Origin of the sequence: Frigoriflavimonas asaccharolytica (assembly GCF_013294015.1) — a bacterium.
Lineage (GTDB): Bacteria > Bacteroidota > Bacteroidia > Flavobacteriales > Weeksellaceae > Frigoriflavimonas > Frigoriflavimonas asaccharolytica.
In genome coordinates, this window is sequence record NZ_JABSNO010000010.1 from 57,493 (window position 1) to 78,434 (window position 20,942).

The window sequence follows — 20,942 nt, forward strand, 5'->3', positions numbered from 1 at the left end:
AATGAAAATTATATCGCTCGTACCATCAATCACGGAAACTTTGTTCGATTTTGGATTATCTAAACATGAAATTGTAGGAAGAACAAAATTTTGCATTCATCCGAAAAAATTGGTATCAGATGTAGCCATCATTGGTGGAACGAAAAACCTTAATATTGAAAAAATATTAGCTTTAAAGCCAGATTTAATTATCGCTAATAAGGAGGAAAACGAAAAATTGCAGGTGCAAGAATTATCAAAAACTTGTAGAGTTTGGGTTACGGATATAAAAAACATCCAAGACAACGAAAATTTCCTTTGGGAAATGGGAATGGTATTAAAAAAGAGAGCGCTTGCTGAGCAATTTAACAAAGAAATAAAATCAATTTTTTCTAACTTAATTAATCAAGAAAAGAAGAAAATAGCTTATTTAATTTGGCAAAATCCGATGATGAGTATTGGTGGAGATACCTTTATTAATAATATTTTAGAAGAAATTAATTTCGAAAATATTTTGAAACATAAAACCCGCTATCCAGAAATTTCTCTTGAAGAAATTGCAACAGCCGAGTTTCTATTTCTATCTTCCGAACCTTTTCCTTTTGCGGAAAAACACATTGAGGAATTTAAGAGCAAACTACCATCTACCAAAATAATATTGGTAGATGGAGAAGCTTTTTCTTGGTTTGGAACACGGATTTTGCAATGTGAAACTTATTTCAAAAAATTACAAAACCTTTAATGATTATCAAAAAATAAAATTTTACTCTTTCATTTTTTTAAAAAAATTAAAAATCGTAAAATTATACTGATCATTTTCTACAAAATTTTTCCAATCTCTTCACAAAGCCAATTGAGAAGCTCTTTGTCTTCGTCTGTAAAAGGATCGATGGTGTGAGAATCAATATCAATCTGGCCAATATTTTCTCCATTTTTGAAAATAGGAACTACAATTTCCGCTTTAGTATCTATAGAACAGCTCAGATAATTTTCTTGCGCTTTCACATCTGGAACTTCAAAAGTTTCGCCAGACACTGCAACTTGGCCGCAAATTCCCTTCCCAAAAGGAATAATGATATGATCGGTTTCTGCACCAACGTAAGGTCCTAATTTCAATTCGTCTTTATCTCCATTTTTGAAATAAAAACCCGTCCAATTGTAATAAGAAACTTCTTGATCTAGAAGTACACAAATCTTTTTTAATTTATCTTCTGTGGCCATTTTTGGACTTTCCAAAATGGTAGATAATCTTTTTTTTAATGCCAACATTTTTTTTAATTTTAAGTAAATTGTTTTAATTCTACCTCTTCTTTATAACCAAACATTCCGCGTTCTTTTATCATTTCCGAAACAGATTTTGGAATATCTTTTTCCCAGCCAGATTCGCAATTTGTAATTTTTCTCAAAATTTCTCTAGAATAAATTTCTGCAAAGGCGGGATTGTGGTCAATTATATCTTTAATTCTATCATTTAATTTAAAATATTTGTACAATTCTTTCAAATTATCTGTTACTTTCAAATTATTAGAATCCAGAAGTTCTCCAGTTTTTACATCTTTATAAGGATATAAGTAAACCGTCATATCTTTTCGGAAGAATTTACCAAAAGCCTCCAAAATTCCACCAGAAAGATTTTTATAATAATCTTCATCAAAGACCATCAGAAGATTATTAACTCCCATTCCTATTCCAATTTTTTTGCTGGTATAGCTGGCAAAGTAATCTATTAATCTATAATATTCGGAGAAATTTGAAATGATAACTGTATATCCTAATTTTGCAAGCACATCTACTCTATCTAGAAAATCTCTTTCGTCTATATCACCATCTGAGCGTAAATTCGCAATTGTAATTTCAAAAAGAACTTCTGTTTCTTCATCATTACATTCTGCATCTTTCATAAACATTTTTAAACCATTGGTAAACATGTCTAGATTCACATTGGTTACTGGTCGAAAACTACCACGCACAGCGAAAATATTTTTGCGATATAGCATATCTGCAGGCAATCTATTTCTACCGTCTGAGTTGAAAATTACGGCTTCAGTCATCCCATTTTTCACCAGCTGCAAACTCATTAATCTATTGTCTACATATTTAAAAACGGGTCCATTGAAATCGATCATATCAATTTCTAGATTATCTAAATCTATATCATCATATAAAGAATCTATCAATCTTCTTGGGTTATCACTATATTTAAAAGCACCATATATAAGGTTAACTCCTAAATTTCCGATTGTTTCTTGTTGTAAAGTAGCATTGTTTTCTCGAAATTTTACATGAATGACAATTTCGTTATACTCTTCGTTTTCATCAACTTGAAATCTAATTCCCACCCAACCATGGCCTTTGTAGGTCTTTTCAAAATTGATAGTAGTTACCGTATTTGCGTAAGAAAAAAATCTTGTTTTAGGATAATTTTTTCGTTCCAATCTTTCCTCTATCAAAGAAACTTCGTAGCGAAGCATTTTTCTCAGTCGGTTTTGCGTTACGTATCTATTGTATATTTCTTTACCATAGATGGCGTCTGAAAAATTTTTATCGTAAGCAGACATTGCTTTTGCAATAGTTTGGGAAGCACCACCAGCTCTAAAAAAATGCCGAACAGTTTCTTGTCCAGCTCCAATTTCTGCAAAAGTACCATAGATGGTAGAATCCAAATTGATGGCTAATGCTTTTTGCTTGGGAGTAAATTCTTGCTTTGTTAAAGGCATCTTATATTTTTTGTAAATTTACCAAAATATATACCAACCTCAAAAGATATGAAGTTGAAATTTTTAGGAACTGGCACTTCACAAGGTGTTCCTGTGATTGGTTGCCAATGCAAAGTTTGTCTTTCTATAGATAAAAAGGACTCTCGTTTTCGTGCATCTGTGATGATTTCCACAGAAAATGAGAAGAAAATTTTAATAGATTGCGGGCCAGATTTTCGCCAACAAATGTTGCAAAACCATGAAACGCAAGTAGATGCAGTTTTTCTTACCCACGAACACAATGATCATGTGATTGGTTTGGACGATCTACGCCCATTAATTTTCAAAATAAAAAATGGGAAAAAGGAAATGCCTTTATTTTGTTTACAAAGAGTTGGGCAAGATGTGAAATCTCGTTTTTCTTATGCATTTGCAGACGAAAAATATCCTGGCGTACCATCTTTTTCACTACATGAAATAGTGGATAATTTTATTTTGTTTGAAACTGAAATTATTCCAATAAATGTGATGCATGGTAAGCTACCAATTTTAGGCTTTAAGTTTAAAAATCTGGCTTACATTACAGATGCGAGCTACATTTCTGCTCTTGAAAAAGAGAAATTAAAGAATTTAGACGTTTTAATTTTGAATTGCATCCGAAAGACGGAACCTCATCCGTCGCATTATATTCTGGAAGGCATCATCAAAATAAATGAGGAATTGAAACCTAAGACATTGTACCTTACACACATCAGTCATCAATTTGGCTTACATGAAATTGAAGAAAAATTGCTGCCAAAAAATATTCACTTAGCATTTGATGGCTTGGAAATAAAATTTTAAAAAAAATGCAAATTTAATTTTCCGAAGAGGAAAAAAAATTCTATATTTGCAAACCAATTTAGCAAGCCCGGTTGGCGGAATTGGTAGACGCGCTAGACTCAAACTCTAGTACTGTAAGGTGTGCCGGTTCGATTCCGGCACCGGGTACCAAAAACCTCTGTAATCATTGATTAACAGAGGTTTTTTTTATGTTCAATATGCAAATTCTGTCCGCAATTTGTCCCTACTCTTATTTCTAACAATCATTACCTTAAGAAACATATTGCTAAATTAATATTATTTAAATTTATTTGTTACGATCTAATATTAATATAATCAGCCAGAAATTTTAGGTAAAAACTTAATCCATTCCTTATGTGATTTTTTTCTACAAAAAGTAGATTTTATTACTTTCAGAATAATTTTTGAAATAAAGTAAATTTTTACAATCAAAAATGGAAATTAATTTTGAATTTAAATAAAAATTCCTATATTTGGTAAACCAAATTGGTAAACCAATACACTATGAAACATTTCAAAGTCTTTGCACTTTTATTCACTACCCTACTTTCTCTCTGCAGTTTTTCCAAAACTTATGGTTTTTCTGATCTTAAAGTGAAAAATATAACAGAATTTAATCAAGCTGTCAAAAATGCAAAACCTGGCGATAATATTATTTTAGCAAACGGAAACTGGCAAAATACAGAACTCGTTTTTAAAGGCAAAGGGACAAAAAGCTTACCTATTACTTTAAAAGCTGAAGAAAATGGAAAAGTTATACTCTCTGGACTTTCTAATCTTAGAATTTCTGGTGAATACTTAATAGTTAGTGGTTTGGTTTTCAAAAATGGTTATACGCCAACTACAGAAGTGATTTCTTTCAAAACTAGCAGTAAAGAACTGGCTAATAATTGCAGGTTAACAGAAACGGTAATTGATAATTTTAGTAACCCAGAAAGACAAGAATCTGACTATTGGATTGGTGTTTACGGAAAAAATAACAGAATTGACCACAATCATTTTGAAGGGAAAAGAAATGTAGGGGTTACGATGGCAGTTCGATTAAATTCGGTGGAAAGCCAAGAAAACTTTCATCAAATAGATCATAATTATTTCGGACCACGACCTATTTTAGGTTCCAATGGTGGCGAAACTTTAAGAATTGGCACCAGTCATTATTCACTCACAAAATCCAACACTATTGTAGAATACAATTATTTTGATCGTTGCGATGGCGAAGTAGAAATAATTTCCAACAAATCTGGCTCTAATACTTATAGATACAACACCTTTTTTGAATCTCAAGGAACATTAACTATTCGCCATGGAAGAGGAAATACGGTAGATGGCAATCTATTTTTAGGAAATAATGTAGAAAATACTGGTGGAATTAGAGTCATCAATGAAGATCAAACAATCATCAACAATATACTGATAAATCTTGCTGGATACAGATTCAGAAGCGCTTTAACGATAATGAACGGCGTGCCAAATTCACCGATCAATAGATATAATTCTGTAGATAACGCGAAAATATCCAACAATGCATTTATCAATTGCAACAATATCCAATTTGGTGTTGGAAGTGATGCCGAAAGAAGTGCAGTTCCCACAAATTCTATGATGACGAATAATCTTTTTTATAATGAAAAAACAGTGGGATTATTTGATGTTTTTGATGATATGAGTGGAATAAAATTCAGCAATAATTTTGTGAGTGAAAACACAAAAACAGATATGTTTAAAGGCGGATTTACCAAAACGAAATTTAAATTGGTGAAAGATAAGATGGGATTCACACTGCCAGAAGTAAAAGGTATTAAACCACAAATTAATGAAAATATTGCTACAAAAGATAATACAGGTACTGGTTTTTATTCTAAAGCAGATAAAGAAATTCAACTTTCTTCTGGAAAGATAATAAAAGTGGCAGCCGGACAAAACACATTGTACGATGCCGCAAAAAATTCTGAACCAGGAGATATTTTAGAATTAACCTCATCGGATATTTATACAACAGATAAAATCATCGAAATCAATCATCCATTAACATTTAAATCTGATTTAAAGATAAAACCAACCATCCTGTTTGAAAAGCAAGCGTTATTTCAAATAGAAAACGGCGGTAGTTTGGCTTTAGAAAACTTAATTTTTGATGGCAAAGATGCACCAGATTATACGGGAAATGCCGTGATAAGAACGAGTAAATATTCTATGAATCACAACTACATATTGCATATCAACAATTGCAATTTCATTAATTTAGATGTAAATAATAGTTTTGATGTGGTAGTAATTGCAAAAAACACAATGGCAAATTTGTTTAAAATAGAAAATTCTACCTTCGATAAAATTTCGGGTAACGTGGTTTCTTTAGATAAAGAAGTTGATGACACAGGAATTTATAATGCAGAAAAAGTAATATTAAATAATAATGTATTTTCTAATATTTCTGGCACAGTTCTACAATTGTATCGTGGTGGAACGGACGAAAGTACCACTGGTCCATTTTTGAACATTAACCACTGCATTTTTGATAATGTAGGAAATGGAAAGAAAAATAAAAGCAATGCAGCAATGTTAATTCATGGTGCGCAAGGAATTAGAATTGAAAATAATATTTTTACTAATTCTAAAAAAATTAAATTAGAACTTATTGTTGGGGAACCGGTTGTAAATATTTTGAACAATAATTTCTTCAAAACAGAAAGCACTTTAATTACTGGAGATCAAAAATTCACAGAAAAAGATAATTTCATGATTGATCCCGCTTTTACAAATAAAAATTACGAATTACCTTCAAATTCAACTTTAAATGCAAAAGGAACCGACAAAATGAATATTGGTTTAATTCAGAAAAAATAAATATGAATAAAATTTCATTCTATAGCAAGGTGTGTTCTTGCCTACTTTTCATATTAATTTTTCAATGCTACACTGCGCAAGAACACCCTTCTTTAATTTTAACTACAAAAGGCGTAGCAGAAATTCGTGCAAATTTGGGAAGAATACCTTTGTTTGATGAAACTCTTGCCTCCACAAAATCTCAAATAGATGCCGAAATTCTGAACGGTATAGAAGTTCCGATACCGAAGGATTATTCTGGCGGTTATACACATGAAAGGCACAAAAAAAACTTTCTGATGATGCAAAAAGCTGGACTTTTGTATCAAATTTTAAACGAAGAAAAGTACGCCAAATATGTAAAAGAAATGCTTTTTCAATATGAAAAGATGTACCCTACTCTTCCACTTCACCCTCAAACTCGCTCCTACGCAAGAGGAAAATTTTTTTGGCAAGCTTTAAATGATTCCAATTGGTTGGTATACACCGCGCAAGCTTATGATTGCATCTATAATTATCTAACTGTAAGTGAAAGAAAAACTTTAGAGAGTAATTTATTTCGTCCATTAGCAGATTTTATTTCTTTAGAAAATCCTAAATTTTATAATAGAATTCACAATCATAGCACTTGGGGAAATGTTGCAGTTGGTATGATTGGCTTGGTAATGAATGACAAAAAATTGGTAGAACGTGCTCTTTACGGGATGAAAAAGGACGGGATAAAAGAAGGAGAAAAAGATAATGATGGCGGATTATTAAAAAAACCTGGACAAAAAGCTGGCTTCTTCGCAAATGTAGATGAGCCATTTTCTCCTGATGGTTATTTCACGGAAGGTCCTTATTATCAAAGATATGCAATGTATCCTTACATGGTATTTGCCGAAGCTTTGCAAAATACTCGGCCAGATTTAAAGGTTTTCGAGTACAAAAATGGAGTTTTATTAAAATCATTAATCACATTATTAAACCTAACAGATACTGAAGGAAAATTTTTCCCCTTAAATGATGGGCAAAAAGGAATGTCTTACTATTCCCGAGAATTGGTTTTTTCTGTAGATGCAGCATATTTATTCGGTGAAAAAAATACGGGTTTGCTTTCCATCGCAGAAAAACAAAGCGAAGTAACGCTGGATAATGCTGGCTTTGCCGTTGCAAAGGCAATTCAAGAAGGAAAAGCTACTTCATTTATAAAAAAATCTGTTGCATATTCTGATGGTATAAAAGGCGATCAAGGTGGCGTTGGAATTTTACGCAGTAAAGGCTCTACAGAAGAAATTACTTTGGTCATGAAATACGCCGCACAAGGTGGAAGTCATGGGCATTATGATAAATTATCTTTCTCATTATATGAAGGTGGTAACGAAATTTTGCAAGATTATGGTTTAGCAAGATTTGTGAATATACAGCAAAAAGGCGGAGGAAATTATTTGAAAGAAAATAAAACTTGGGCAAAACAAACCATTGCTCACAATACGATTGTTCAAAATGAATCTTCAAATTTTGAAGCTGATTATGAAACTGGCGACCAATTTCATTCTGATAAATACTTGTTTGATGCCAACAACCCTAATTTGCAAATTGTAAGCGCAAAAGAAAGCAACGCTTTTCCAGGAACAGAAATGCATCGAGTTTTGGCATTGATAAAAGAAGACGATTTTGAAAATCCATTTCTTTTGGATATTATTAAAATTAAATCTAAAACAAGCAACCAGTATGATTTGCCCTACTATTATTTCGGACAAATAATGTCTGCAAATTTTAAATATGAAACTCCAAACATTTTATCACCATTAGGTACAAAAAATGGTTACGAACATCTTTGGAAAATCGGTGAAGGTTCTCAACCGGAAGGCAATGCGAAGGTTTCTTGGTTTAATAACGATAGATTCATCAGTCTAACATCTGCAGTTTCTAAAGATGATCAATTGATTTTCACCAAAATTGGTGCGAACGATCCCGATTTTAATCTTAGAAATGATCCTGGTTTTATGATTAGAAAGACAAATGCAAAAGACACCTATTTTGTTACTGCTCTAGAAATACATGGTCATTACAATCCTGTAACAGAAATTGGCAACAATACTTTTAGCAATATAAAAAAACTAGATATCGTGTATCAAGATGATCAATACATTGGAATAAAAATAATGACAGTCGGAGGAGATCTTTCAATATTTTTATTCTCTTTTCAAGATGCCGATAAAAATAGCACGCATAATGTAAGCATTGACGGGAAAATTTATAGTTGGAATGGTGCTTTTACTTTAATAAAATAAAAATTAATTATAAAAATAAGATATGGAAAGTTTTGGAGCGAGTAAAGAATTTCTATTGGACGGAGACCAAGAATGGGAAAAAGTTGGCGAAGGTGTTCAAAGAAAAATAATGGGCTATGATGATAAAATAATGCTTGTAAAAGTAGATTTCGCAACTGGCGGCATCGGCTACGAACATGAGCACCACCACTCCCAAACTACTTATGTTGCAAGTGGCGAATTTGAATTTACCATTGGTGGCGTTACAAAAACTGTAGTGGGAGGAGATTCCGTATACATTCCGCCTCATGTTCTACATGGTGCAACTTGTACGAAGGCAGGAATTTTAATTGATGTATTTAGCCCAATTAGAGAGGACTTCATGAAGTAAGGTCATTATAAAATGTTTATGTATTTATGTTAAATTATATAAATAATTTCAAATTTTTTGAAAATATTTGATAAATAATTTTGCTAATACAAATATTATTTATATTTTTGGTTTACCAGTTTGGTTTACCAGATTGTAATTAAATAAACATTTTATGAATAATAAATTACCAGTTGCAGTAGCCTTTCTACTTTTTGGTTCGCTTCTTACAGCACAAACCAAAAAAAAGGACACCATCTTAAAAGAGCAAAAAATTGAAGAAGTAGTCATGATTGGCTACGGAACTGCAAAAAAAAGCCATTTAACGGGTGCAATTTCCAAAGTAGAAAACAAAGATTTAGATCAAATCACAGTTTCCAGAGTAGATGATGCATTAGTTGGGCAAGTTTCCGGCGTAAATGTACAAGCTGTGGAAGGTGAAGCAGGATCTGCACCTACAATTAGAATTAGAGGAACAGGTTCTATATCTGGTTCTTCAGAGCCCTTAATTGTAGTAGATGGAATGGTTGTCAGCAATGATTTCTTGGGATCATTGGATATGAATAATGTAGCATCTTTTGAAGTATTAAAAGATGCTGCTTCTGCCGCAATTTACGGTTCTCGTGGTGGAAATGGAGTAATTCTAATTACTACGAAGCAAGGTAAAGATGGCAAAACAAAATTTTCTTATAATACATTTTTCGGAGTAAAAAGTGCGTATAAAAGCGATGCTTATACTTATGATATCGCTGATACTGCAGCTAGAGAACTAGCAGCAACCGGAACAATATCTGATAGAACAAAGCTAATTCAGCTTATTGGTGTAAATACAGATTGGCAAGATGTATTTTTTGATGGTGGTACCATAGAAAGCCACAATGTAAGTGCAAGAGGTGGAAATAAAACTACAAAATTCAACGCTTCCGTAGGATATTTGCATGATGAAGGCGTGCTATTAACGGACGATTTCAAAAAATTTAATCTTCAGCTGAAATTAGATACCCAAGTAAGTGATAAATTCAAAATGGGTTTCAATTTATCTCCTTCTTACACCAACCAACGAAGATTTGATGGCTCTACACATGATGTATTGAGACAAGCACCTTGGTTACCAGTATATTTGGACGAAAACAACATCAAATTTGTAAACAGATTACGAGACAATGGCAAATATGCCGATGCAAAAATTGGTGATTATGCAATTGAAAGAATGTTTGACAACTACAATTTGGCAACAGGAATGCCTGTTGCATCTGGTGGTACAAGCATAAGTGATACCTCAAACGTAAATCCTGTGGCAAAGGTTGAGGAAAGAAACAGAACTGCGAAAAAATTTAAAATTTTCGGGAATATATATGGTGAATATAGCTTCACAAAAGATTTGAAATTCCGTACATCTATTGGTGGAGATTATCAAAATACAGAAGCAAGAAGATACCAAGGTATTTTGTCTGATCTTTTGGCCTCTTCTGCACAACTAGATTTGGGTGCAGAAAATGCTTTCCACTTAGTAAATGAAAATTATTTCACCTACGACAAAACTTTTGGAAATCATGATGTAACAGCTGTTGCCGGTGTATCTGCAGAAAAGTTTAATACAAGAGGTGATGAAAGTTCTGCATCTGGTTATACTTCAGATTTGGTGCAAACTATACAAGCAGGTTCTGTATTTTTGGGCGGTAGATCTTACGAATTTGAACAAACACTTTTAAGTTTTTATGGTAGATTCAATTATGCTTATGATAACAAATATTTATTTTCTTTAAGCTACAGAAGAGATGGAAGTTCAATTTTTGGGAAAGATAATAAATATGGAGATTTTCCTGCGGCATCAATTGGTTGGGCATTAAGTAAAGAAAATTTCTTGAAAGACAGCAGAATCATTAATAATTTAAAACTAAGAGCCAGTTATGGTTTTACAGGAAACAAAGATTTAAGAATTAATGGAGACGATGGTTTCTTAATAGAAAACTACCCATCACTTTCATTATTAAATCCTTCTACAGCAATTGTAAATAATGCACCCGTAAATGCGTACAATCCTATTAATATTTCAAATCCATTTTTACAATGGGAGCGCTCACGCGAGATCAATTTAGGATTAGACTATGGCATTTTTAGAAATAAAATTACTGGGTCTGTAGATTTATACCAAAGAACAAGTGATAAATTATTACTAAACAATCCAATATCGGGTACCACAGGTTTTGCTAATGCGCTTGCAAATATAGGAGAAGTTAGAAACAGTGGAATCGAAATTGAAATAAGAACAAAAAACATAACCAACGAAAAGTTTAGATGGACATCCACAATCTTAGCTTCCAAAAACATCAATGAATTATTAGATTTCGGAGATTCTAATGGTTTGATACAAAATGTAGATGACAAAAGAGCAGCAGAATGGATCAATCTTGTAGGAAATCCTATCTCATCTTTCTACGGATGGGTTGTAGATAAAGAAATACCTGCGCAATTTATCAATAATCCATATTTCCCAATTGGCGGACAAGCACAAGATGTTTATGTGAAGGATTTGAATGGTGACGGATTAATAGATGATGAAGATAAAACGATACTAGGAAATCCATACCCAGATTTTATATGGAGTTTTACCAATGATTTTACCATAGGAAATTTCAATATCAGCTTTATGTTCCAAGGTAGCCATGGTGCTGAAGTGAGAAATATGGGAGACCAATATCTTTTTAATCATTTCAATTCTGCGCAAGATTTTAATGCCGCTACAACACCAAACCAAGGTTTCATCAAAGAAAAAATATTTACAGACTCTATTATCCAAGATGCATCATATATCGCATGGAGAAATCTAAATATTGGTTACAACATTCCAAAAGACATGTTGGCTAAATTAAATTTTCTTACCAGTGCAAGAATTTATGCTGCAGGACAGAATTTAATGTATTGGATGGCAAATGGATATACCGGATTGAATCCTGAATCTATAAATACAACTTCTGCAACTACTTATGGATATCAAAGAGCTGGTTCTCCAGTTTTTAGAACAATTTCTTTGGGATTAAATCTTGAATTTTAAAATTACAATTATGAAAAAAATAAAAATACTATCAGCCTATATATTTATTGCCCTTTTTACGTCCTCTTGTGGAGACAATTTTCTGAGCCCAGAAGTAGTTTCTGCAGGTGATGGAGAAAATTATTATCTCACAGATGCACAATTGCTTTCTGGTGTTATTAATATGTATGATGGCATACAAGGAGCAAATCCTTTGGAAGATGATGTAAATAAAAATCAAGCAATACAGTTTGAATTTTACCTTACAGAAATGCGAAGCGATAATACAAGAACGAAAAGCCAAGAAGGAGAAGCAGCACAATTTGAAAAATATCAAGTAGCCTCCACAAATGGTATCGTTGCAGATTACTATTTAAGTTATTACAATGTAATTTTTAGAGCGAACACAGTATTAAAACATTTGGATGTTGCTTCTGCTACTACAAGAGGCAAATATGAAGGAGAAGCAAAATTTGTGAGAGCGTATGCAAATTTTAATTTGGTAAGATTGTTTGGCGATATTCCATATGTAGACCATGTCTTAGGAATTACAGAAAAGGAAGCTCAATTTACCAGAGTTCCAAAAGCACAAATTTATACATTAATTGTAAGTGATCTAAAAACTGCCATTGCCAATTTAGATAATACTTACAAGAACAGAGCTTCAAAAGCTGCTGCACAAGCACTTTTAGCAAAAGTTTATCTTACGTTAGGTATTAATTATTTAGAAGCTCAACAATTGTGTGAGGCCGTTATTGCAAGTAGTTATTCTTTACAAAATAATTTTAAAGATGTATTTTTTACAGAAAACAACAGCGAAGTAATTTTTGCCATTGGTTATGTTGGAGATAATATTTTTGATAGCCAAGGAATTTCTGCAGAATGGCTAAATTCTGTTGGAAGATCTAGCGGTGTAAATTATGTAACCAACGAAGCAAAATCTGCTATAGATGCAATGGGAGGCAATAGAAAACCATACTCTTACAGAATAGACCCTGCACAGGTTTCGCAGTCTCAAGTAGTGAAATATCTTCCGGTTGCAGATGCATCTTTGGGTATTAATGCTTCTGCAAATAACCCAAGAGTAGCAGGAAATGATTGGATAGTTCTACGTCTTGCAGACGTTTTACTAATGCATGTAGAATCAATTATTGGCGCAGGAAACGACACCAATGTAGCTGCAGCGATTACATCCTTCACAAAAATCCGAACGAGAGCAGGTTTGCTTCCAGATGCAGACGGCGTTATTACAAAACAAGAATTACTAGACGAGCGAAGAGTAGAATTAGCTTTTGAAAACGAAAGATTTTATGATTTAGTAAGATTTGGTGCAGCGCAAACAGTACTTTCAGCTTATTCTGCAGCTAATAATTATTCATTCACGGCTACAGATTTGCTACTTCCTATTCCACAGAGAGAAATAAATATTTCTGGTGGATTGTTAAAACAAAATCCTGGTTATTAATCACAAAAAATAATATTATGAAAAATATATTTAACATAAAAAAGATCAACTTTCTACCATTACTTCTTACTTTCTTGCTGTTCTCTTTAGCATCATGCGATTTGAGATACGATATTGCAGAAGCAGGTTCCAAATCAGATCTTACACCACCATCTGCTGATTTTGAATTTAAACAAGGTTCTGGAACTCCAGATGCTTGGAAAACCTACACTTTTGCAAATGCTTCTATTAGTGCTACAGATTACATCTGGACATTTCCAAATGGTACCACTATCACAACTCAAGATGCTGCATTTACTTTCGCAGGTGAAGGTACTTATAATGTAAGCTTAAAAGCAGCAGATAAATTGGGAGTTACCAGTAACATCACAAAATCTATAGTCGTTATAAAACCAGTTGTACCAGTAGGTTTGGTTCCTGTAATACAAGCGGCCAATTTTGATGCAGGTAATGTAGATGCTACAAAAGAACCATGGAGAAATAATGCATTAGGTGGAATCCTTCAGATTTCTGCGTCCTCTTCATTTGATGGTGGTTTTGCCTCAAAATTTCCTTTAGCACCAGATAAAAGAATTGCATACCAAGAATTGACAGTTTCACCAAATACAAACTATATAATCTCTTGCAAATATTCTCAAGATGCTGGTACAGGAACTGTAAGAATAGCAGTTTTGGGAGGCTCTGTGAATAATCCTGCTAATATCAATAGTGCCATAATTACAAGTGTTACTGGTGCTAACGCAACTGGAAAAGGAAATTTTACACCAGTGAATTTACAATTTAATTCTGGTGCAAATTCTACAATTGCCATTTATATTGATAATAGTGGTGGTACTATTTCTTATGTAGACTCCTTCACAATCGCATTAAACTAAAAAGATGAATAATAAAATGAAATCTAAAGCAGTTCTCGTTTTTACATTCTTTGCGCTATTCTTTTTCAAAGATTGTGTAGCACAAAAAACTAAGAAAGGTAAAGTTGCAGACATAGATTTAAATCATTGGTCTGTAACTACACCAGAAATAAACCCTGAAACTGGAAAAGTAACCAACGTAGAACCACCACAAATTTTGAATTACGCAGAAGATCCATTGCTCATGAAAAATATGTACAATGATCCAAAATCTGGAGCATTGGTTTTCTACGCTTATCCTGCAGAAGGTAAAACTGCCAACACAAAATATTCTCGTTCAGAATTGAGAGAGCAAATGGTTTCTGGTGATAATAATAAAAACTGGACCTTCAAACAAGGAGGCACCATGAAAGGTGAATTAGCGATGGGCAGCGTTTCCAAAGATAAAGACGGCAAATACCATAAAGTAATTATCATGCAGATACATGGGAGATTATCTAACGAGCAGAAAATACTGAGCGGTCAAGATGATAATAATGCACCACCAATTTTGAAAATTTATTGGCAAGACGGAAAAATTCGGGTAAAAACTAAAGAACTCAAAAATCTAAATGCTACCTACGAGGAAATGCTGCACGAAGATGCTTGGGATGATGATAAAGGATATACCTTCAAAGAAGAAGTAGGATTCAACAGATTCGACTTGGAAGTAAAAGTAACAGATGGCAAAATGGTGGTTTCTCTTAACAATAATGAATTTGCAGTATACGATAATATCCATATGAGAAAATGGGGAATTTTCGAAAACTATTTCAAAGCCGGAAACTACTTTCAATCCAGAGACGAAGGTTCTTTCGCAAAAGTAAATTATTACAAATTAACTGTCACTCATTAAATTACGGGGTATAACATTGATGATCTGTACTGTAGAATTTTCATTAAATATCTAAATGTAAAAAATTCTGCATTTTGATGTAATAAATGCAAAATAATGTTAAATATAATTTCCATATTCAAAAATATTAACTTATTTTTGGATAACCAATTTGGTTAATCAGTTTGGTTTACCAATTAAACTAACCATGAAATTTTTTTGAAAAAATTATGAAAAAAATCTCGCTAACAGTATTAGCATTATCCACGATAATGTTGAGCGCTCAGGAAAAGAAATCCGATTCTATAAAGGAAAAACAAATTGAAGAAGTAGTATTGATAGGTTATGGTAGCAGAAAAAAATCTCACCTAACTGGTTCTGTTGCGAAGATTAACGGGAAAGATATTGCCTCTATCCAAGCAGCTCGAGTAGATGATGCTTTGGCCGGAAAATTATCTGGTGTACGAATCCAAAATCAAAGCGGTGAACCAGGTGCTTCTCCAAAAATCCAAATAAGAGCAGCAGCTTCTATCTCTGGAAACTCGGATCCGCTCATTGTTGTTGATGGTTTTCCAATATCCGGAAATTTAGCAACGGTAAATCCAAATGATATAGAAAGTTTGGAGGTGTTAAAAGATGCTGCTTCGGCTGCAATCTATGGTTCTAGAGGTGCAAACGGAGTTGTTTTGGTTACCACCAAAAAAGGTAAATCTGGTAAAACAAGGTTCAGTTACAATACATATACAAGTTTCTCAGAAAAATACAAATCTGAGCGCATCAACATGAATGCTAACGAATGGGGTGAGCATTTAGAAAAAGGTATTGCAGATGGAAATTATGATTTATCTAGACTAACTCCTATTGAATTGGCTAGAGCAAATTATAGATTGAATTATTTCAAAAATGCTCCTGGCGTTGTAAATATGGAGGATTTCTTATTCCAAACAGGAAGTGATACCAGCCACGATTTTAGCGTTGCTGGAGGTTCTAAAGATGTGAAATTTTTTGCCTCTTTAGGTTACCAAAATTTAGAAGGCATCGTAAATTCCCAAGGTTTTGAGAAATTAAATGCCCGTATGAATATTGATGCCAAATTAGGAGATAAATTTACCGCAGGTTTTACTTTCAATGGTTTCACTTCGGATAGAGATATTTTGGGTACAGACATGAGGGATTTGCTAAGAGCATACAGCATCAGTCCAATTTACCATACAGAAGAATCAATCGCTTACATCAAAAGCATGGAAACTCAAGCATTGGCTCTAGGTTTGCTGCCATTTGATAACGGAAGACCAGCAAGTGATCCTAGATTTAATAATTCAATCAGCACGCTAACTCCTGGAATGGAAGTCCAAGATTGGCACTACGGAAGAACAAACGGAAATGGTATTGGTGGTACTGGAGATGCTGGTCCTGCTAGCAAATTTAACAATACAAGAAGATCAGAAAAAACATATTACGCTAATTTTAATTCTTATCTCCAATATAATATTTTAGATGGTTTGAATTTAAAAACTGTTGTTGGTGGAGATTTAAACGATACTCAAAACTACTACTGGAAAGGTTTAGCGGCAGATTCTCAATACCGTACCAATCAAACAAGATTAAATAATTCTTACCTGAAAAAATATTCCGTTTTAGGAGAAACAACCTTAAGCTACGCAAAAACTTTCGGAAAGCATGATGTAGCAGCTGTAGCTGGTATAGAACTGCAAAACACTTATTTTAAAGGTATCGTTTTACAAGGTACAAATGTGCCATACATTAATATTATTAATTACAATTTATTAGCACCTGCAGATATTACTACTGCTAATATAGACCAAACCATCACAAGAAAAAGTGTGTTTGGTAGAGTAAATTACGCTTATGATGATCGTTATTTACTTTCTGCGTCCATTAGAAGAGATGGCGATTCTCGCTTTGGAGTTAATAAAAAATATGCAAATTTCCCTGCAATTTCTTTAGGCTGGAATGTATATAAAGAAGCATTTTTCCCAGAGACAGAAACTTTAAGTTTATTAAAATTAAGATTTAGCAAAGGATCTTTAGGAACTACCTCATTTCTAGGAGCCTATGATGCTCTTAGTGTTTTAACATTAAATCCAACTGCTCTAGGAACAGGATATTTGATTCCTGCTAATGTTGCAAACCCAGATTTGACGTGGCAAACCAACACAGAAACAAATTATGGTATAGACACCGGATTTTTCACCAATAGAATAAAATTAGGTGTAGATTACTATACTTCAGATATTAAAGATATTTTAATTAAACAACCAGTATCTGAAGTTTTAGGTACCGCTACTTTAAGCAAAAACTCTGGAGTTGTTAGAAGCACAGGTTTAGAATTTGAATTATCTGCAAATGCAATCAATAAGAAAGACTTTTCTTGGGATATTAGCGCAAATTTATCTACCGTAAATACAGAAATTCTGAGCTTAGGTGGTCTAGACAAAATTGCTGATACCAGATATGGAGTAAGCGGAAGAGCACCAGTTTTTAGAAACTATGTAGGAGGCCAGATCGGCGAAATATGGGGAATAGAAACTGTAGGTATAATAGAAGATAAATACATAAAAGACCCTACTCTAGCTCTTGGCTTAAATAGTTCTGGTTACTATGCAAAAGACCAAAACGGAGATGGTAAAATAGACATTACAAAAACTGTTGCAGAAGGTGGAGATTTAGTAAAATTAGGAACCAATGCTCCAGATTTCTACTGGGGATTGTCTCAAAATTTTAAATACAAAAATTTTGATTTATCTTTTCAATTGCAAGGTTCCCACGGTGCAAAAGTTTGGAATGTGGATCCTATCTATTACCAATCACAATTTGGTATGACAACAAGATTGGGTGGTGTCATCAATTCATTGGATACCAATGGAGATGGTATTGCAGACGTAGGAGCACATGCTGGTACAAATATTATTGATGCAAACAATCCTCTAGATGCTTTCTTGCAAGATGCTTCTTTTGTATCAGTCCGTAATTTAACGATTGGCTATACACTAGATAGAGATTTAATCAATAGAATTGGTTTAAGTTCCGTTAGAATTTATGCCGCTTCCAGCAATTTATTATACTTATGGGGCAAAAATTACACCTCCTACAATCCAGAAGGTGTATATACAGAAGATAGCACGCAAGCCTATTTAGGACCTGTTACTTATGGAGTTCAAAATGGAGCTAGCCCAATCGTAAGAAGTTTTACTTTCGGATTAAATCTTAACTTTTAAATTGATCAAAATGAATAAAATAAAATTTACATATTTAATGATGGGCGCAATGCTTTTTACTACAGCATGCTCTTCAGATTTGAATCAAATACCATCCGTTAATCCTCAATCAGAGTCTCTCACAGATTTCACAAACGTGTTGAATGCTGCATATTACTATCAAGCAACTGCTGTAACGCCAATGGCGGTAATGGGAGATTTCAGAGCAGACAATGCTTATATGTTCGAGGCACCCTACTCAGATTTTGATGCATTTAGTAATGGTGCGATAATAACTCAAGATGCAGAATTTTTCCGTCCGTTCTATTCAGGATTGTACAAATCTATTTTGAGCGCCAACATTGTTATTACAAAATCAACGAACGCATCTCAAAAAGCCGAAGCGAAATTTTTAAGAGCATTAGCTTATTTCAAATTAGTACAAGTTTTTGGGCCAGTTACCATCAATTTATCGGATGCGCCAAGCACATCAGATACGTCTATTTTGGCAAGAAGATCTGTAGCAGATGTATATGCACTCATCATCTCAGATTTAATAGATGCAAAAACTACCTTGGGAGCTACAAAATCTACCACCGGTAGAGCTACAAAATATGCAGCACAAGGTTTATTGGGCAAAGTATATATGACGCGGGCAAACCCAGGAGATATCACACTTGCAAAAACGGAATTAAGCACTGTCGTAAGTGGCGCAAGTGCTGCAGGTTTCAATCTAATTGCTGGTGCAAGCTATGCAACTATTTTCACGGTAGATAATAATGCCGAAACATTATTTGCAACTCAATTATCATCTTCAATATCAGACGAATATTCAGGTTCAGATTTTTGGTCTTGGTTTTCTGGTGCCAATACAAAATCACTCAATCCCATTGATGGTTCATTAACCGCAGCATTTGCCGCAAGTGGATCTGCAGATGTAAGAAAAGCTGTAGTCATCAAAGTAGCAACACCTACAAAATCTAATAAATATGGCACCGCAGGCGCAAATGCAGATTGGATAGAGCTAAGATTAGCAGATGTTATTCTACTATATGCAGAAGCGCTAAATGAAGAAGCAGATAATGCTGCTGCAAGAACTTTAGCCTTAGTAGAATTAAATAAAATTAGAACCAGAGCAGGTTTAGCAAATACCACTGCTGCTACACAAGTAGCATTAAGAGCTGCAATCGCAAATGATAGAAGATTAGAGTTGGCTTTTGAAGGGCAAAGATGGTTTGATTTGCTACGATACAACAAAGTAACACCAGGTGCAACGCAGGCAGCATTGGCTTCTACGGCAATACCAACACCAAGTTTTAGTAATAATTATTACTTATTCCCTATACCAAGTTCAGAAATATCCGCAAGTTTTAATGTGATAACGCAAAATCCCGGATATTAAATCAAACAAATAAATTCACCAAAACCTCATAAATATAAAGAGGTTTTGGCAAAATAAAATATAATAACTTAAAAAGAGATTCATGTCAAAAAAAGTAGTAACATTTGGAGAGATAATGTTAAGATTAGCACCACAAGGATTTTTAAGATTTTCACAAGCCGATAATTTCGATGTCGTTTATGGTGGTGGAGAATCCAATGTTGCTGTTTCCTTAGCCAATTATGGAATACCTGTAGATTTTGTAACCCGTTTACCAAAAAATGACATCGGCGAATGTGCCATGATGGAAATGCGCAAACGCGGCGTTGGTGTAGACAAAATAGTTTGGGGAGGAGATCGTTTAGGGATTTATTTTCTAGAAACTGGTGCCGTTAGCCGTGGCAGTAAAGTAGTTTATGATAGAGCACATTCAGCCATGTCTGAAATTCAATCCGGAATGATCGATTGGGAAAAAGTCTTCGAAGGTGTAGAATGGTTCCACTGGACAGGTATCACACCAGCAATTTCTCAAAGTTCCGCAGACGTTTGTCTAGAAGCCGTGAAAGCAGCAAGTAAATTAGGAATTACCATTTCTACCGACTTAAATTATCGCGCAAAATTATGGAAATACGGAGGCGATAGAGAAGCAATTATGACGGAACTTACTTCCCATTGCGATGTAATTCTTGGTAATGAAGAAGACGCAGAAATGCATTTCGGTATCAAACCAGATGGCGCAGCTGTTCAAACTCACGGTCATGATGTAAAAGCAGAAGCATTCTTAAATGTTTGCCAACAAATGATGGCAAAATTTCCGAAAGCTAAAAAGGTAATTACAACTTTACGTGGTTCTATTTCTGCTTCCCACAACACATGGGCAGGAGTTTTATACGATGGAAACGAAATGTTGCAAACGCGTCAATATCAAATTACAGACATCGTAGACAGAGTTGGTGGTGGAGATTCCTTCATGGGAGGTCTTATCTATGGACTTTTAACCTATCCAGACAACGATCAAAACGCCTTAGATTTCGCCGTTGCAGCGTCTTGCTTGAAACACACCATAAAAGGTGATGCCAACTTAGTTACTGTAGATGAGGTGAATAAATTAATGGGTGGAGACGCTTCTGGTAGAGTTGCGAGATAGAAA

Annotated in this window: 14 protein-coding genes and 1 tRNA gene; 13 read left to right on the forward strand and 2 right to left on the reverse strand. The window is 33.9% G+C overall.

What is annotated here, in order from left to right:
• The first annotated feature begins 1 nt into the window (after window position 1).
• On the forward strand, window positions 2–721 hold the full coding sequence (locus HNQ03_RS08250; RefSeq protein ID WP_173779195.1) for an ABC transporter substrate-binding protein: 720 nt from the start codon (window positions 2–4) through the stop codon (window positions 719–721).
• Between the two features lie 77 nt (window positions 722–798).
• Here the strand turns inward: HNQ03_RS08250 and HNQ03_RS08255 are convergent, their stop codons facing one another.
• On the reverse strand, window positions 799–1,248 hold the full coding sequence (locus HNQ03_RS08255) for a GAF domain-containing protein (protein WP_173779196.1): 450 nt from the start codon (window positions 1,246–1,248) through the stop codon (window positions 799–801).
• A gap of 11 nt (window positions 1,249–1,259) precedes the next feature.
• Window positions 1,260–2,696, reverse strand: coding sequence for a TonB-dependent receptor (locus HNQ03_RS08260; protein ID WP_173779197.1), 1,437 nt, complete (start codon window positions 2,694–2,696; stop codon window positions 1,260–1,262).
• A 48-nt stretch (window positions 2,697–2,744) separates the two neighbouring features.
• Between HNQ03_RS08260 and HNQ03_RS08265 the strand changes: the two genes are divergently transcribed.
• The 12 genes from HNQ03_RS08265 (at window position 2,745) to HNQ03_RS08320 (ending at window position 20,939) form a co-directional block, all read left to right on the forward strand.
• Window positions 2,745–3,518: an MBL fold metallo-hydrolase gene (locus HNQ03_RS08265; RefSeq protein WP_173779198.1), complete on the forward strand. Its 774-nt coding sequence runs from the start codon at window positions 2,745–2,747 to the stop codon at window positions 3,516–3,518.
• A gap of 65 nt (window positions 3,519–3,583) precedes the next feature.
• Window positions 3,584–3,668: transfer RNA gene (locus tag HNQ03_RS08270), tRNA-Leu, on the forward strand.
• Window positions 3,669–4,022: 354 nt separating this feature from the next.
• Window positions 4,023–6,362, forward strand: coding sequence for a polysaccharide lyase 6 family protein (locus HNQ03_RS08275; protein ID WP_173779199.1), 2,340 nt, complete (start codon window positions 4,023–4,025; stop codon window positions 6,360–6,362).
• Between the two features lie 2 nt (window positions 6,363–6,364).
• On the forward strand, window positions 6,365–8,617 hold the full coding sequence (locus HNQ03_RS08280; protein ID WP_173779200.1) for a heparinase II/III domain-containing protein: 2,253 nt from the start codon (window positions 6,365–6,367) through the stop codon (window positions 8,615–8,617).
• Between the two features lie 22 nt (window positions 8,618–8,639).
• Window positions 8,640–8,987, forward strand: coding sequence for a cupin domain-containing protein (locus HNQ03_RS08285; RefSeq protein WP_173779201.1), 348 nt, complete (start codon window positions 8,640–8,642; stop codon window positions 8,985–8,987).
• Window positions 8,988–9,141: 154 nt separating this feature from the next.
• A complete protein-coding gene (locus HNQ03_RS08290) occupies window positions 9,142–12,021 on the forward strand; it encodes a SusC/RagA family TonB-linked outer membrane protein (RefSeq protein WP_173779202.1) in 2,880 nt (959 codons plus the stop codon).
• Between the two features lie 10 nt (window positions 12,022–12,031).
• Window positions 12,032–13,465 (forward strand): RagB/SusD family nutrient uptake outer membrane protein, encoded by a 1,434-nt coding sequence (locus HNQ03_RS08295; protein WP_173779203.1) that lies wholly within the window; start codon window positions 12,032–12,034, stop codon window positions 13,463–13,465.
• 17 nt (window positions 13,466–13,482) lie between these two features.
• The gene (locus tag HNQ03_RS08300) at window positions 13,483–14,340 is read left to right on the forward strand and encodes a PKD domain-containing protein (protein WP_173779204.1); all 858 of its coding nucleotides are present in this window, start codon (window positions 13,483–13,485) and stop codon (window positions 14,338–14,340) included.
• A gap of 16 nt (window positions 14,341–14,356) precedes the next feature.
• Window positions 14,357–15,214 (forward strand): polysaccharide lyase family 7 protein, encoded by an 858-nt coding sequence (locus tag HNQ03_RS08305; RefSeq protein WP_173779237.1) that lies wholly within the window; start codon window positions 14,357–14,359, stop codon window positions 15,212–15,214.
• A 209-nt stretch (window positions 15,215–15,423) separates the two neighbouring features.
• Window positions 15,424–18,432, forward strand: a complete 3,009-nt coding sequence (locus HNQ03_RS08310; protein WP_173779205.1) for a SusC/RagA family TonB-linked outer membrane protein — start codon at window positions 15,424–15,426, stop codon at window positions 18,430–18,432.
• A 10-nt stretch (window positions 18,433–18,442) separates the two neighbouring features.
• On the forward strand, window positions 18,443–19,813 hold the full coding sequence (locus HNQ03_RS08315) for a RagB/SusD family nutrient uptake outer membrane protein (RefSeq protein WP_173779206.1): 1,371 nt from the start codon (window positions 18,443–18,445) through the stop codon (window positions 19,811–19,813).
• An 82-nt stretch (window positions 19,814–19,895) separates the two neighbouring features.
• Window positions 19,896–20,939: a sugar kinase gene (locus tag HNQ03_RS08320; RefSeq protein WP_173779207.1), complete on the forward strand. Its 1,044-nt coding sequence runs from the start codon at window positions 19,896–19,898 to the stop codon at window positions 20,937–20,939.
• Window positions 20,940–20,942: the final 3 nt, after the last annotated feature.